General features: G+C 74.2%; 1 protein-coding gene. It reads left to right on the top strand.

Going from position 1 to position 1,035, the window contains the following annotated elements:
* Positions 1 to 1,035: primosomal protein N' (gene priA / locus APM_RS13005; RefSeq protein ID WP_039888663.1), on the top strand; the 1,035-nt coding region annotated here is incomplete at both ends.

Below are 1,035 nucleotides of genomic sequence, written 5' to 3'. Positions count from 1 at the left end.
CGCCGCCTGCTTGCGGGAGGGGCGGCAGGCGCTGGTGCTGGTGCCGGAAATCGCGCTCTCCGCCCAGTTCGCCGCGCGCTTCGCCGCCCGCTTCGGCGCGGCGCCGGCGCTGTGGCATTCCGGGCTGACACCCGCGACCCGCCGCGCCAATTACCACGCGGTCGCGGGCGGCGCGGCGAGGCTGGTGCTCGGCGCCCGCTCGGCGCTGTTCCTCCCCTTCGCCGATCCCGGCCTGATCGTGGTCGATGAGGAGCACGAGGCCGCCTACAAGCAGGAGGACGGCGTGACCTACCATGCGCGCGACATGGCGGTGGTGCGCGGGCGGATCTCCGGCTGCGCCGTCATCCTCGCCTCCGCCACGCCGAGCCTCGAATCGGCGGTGAACGCCGAAGCCGGCCGCTACCGCCACATCACCCTCGCCGCCCGCCATGGCGGCGCGAGGCTGCCGGCGATCGAGGCGATCGACCTGCGCGCCGCCCCGCCCGCGCGCGGCCGCTTTCTCTCTCCCGTGCTGGCCGGCGCGCTGGAGACCACGCTGGAAGGCGGCGGCCAGGCGATGCTCTTCCTCAACCGCCGCGGCTATGCGCCGCTCACGCTCTGCCGCGGCTGCGGGCACCGGCTCACCTGCCCGAACTGCACCGCCTGGCTGGTGGAACACCGCCGGCCCGGCCACCTGCTCTGCCACCATTGCGGTCACGCCGCGCAGGTGCCCGCCAAATGCCCCGAATGCGCGGCGGAGCAGAGCTTCGTCCCGATCGGCCCCGGCGTGGAACGCATCGCCGAGGAAGTCGCCGAGCTGTTCCCCGCCGCCCGCACAATCCTGATGGCGAGCGACGCCATCACCACCGCCGAGCAGGCGGAGGCGGCGCTGCGCGCCATCGTCGCCCACGAGATCGACCTCGTGATCGGCACGCAGATGATCGCCAAGGGCTGGCACTTCCCCGACCTCGTGCTGGTCGGCGTGGTCGATGCCGATCTCGGCCTCGGCGGCGGCGACCTGCGCGCCGGCGAGCGCAGCGCCCAGTTGCTGCACCG

The organism is Acidiphilium sp. PM, assembly GCF_000219295.1.
GTDB lineage: Bacteria > Pseudomonadota > Alphaproteobacteria > Acetobacterales > Acetobacteraceae > Acidiphilium > Acidiphilium multivorum.
The sequence above is the reverse complement of the archived record's forward strand: the minus strand, read 5'-3'. Positions and strand labels throughout refer to the sequence as shown.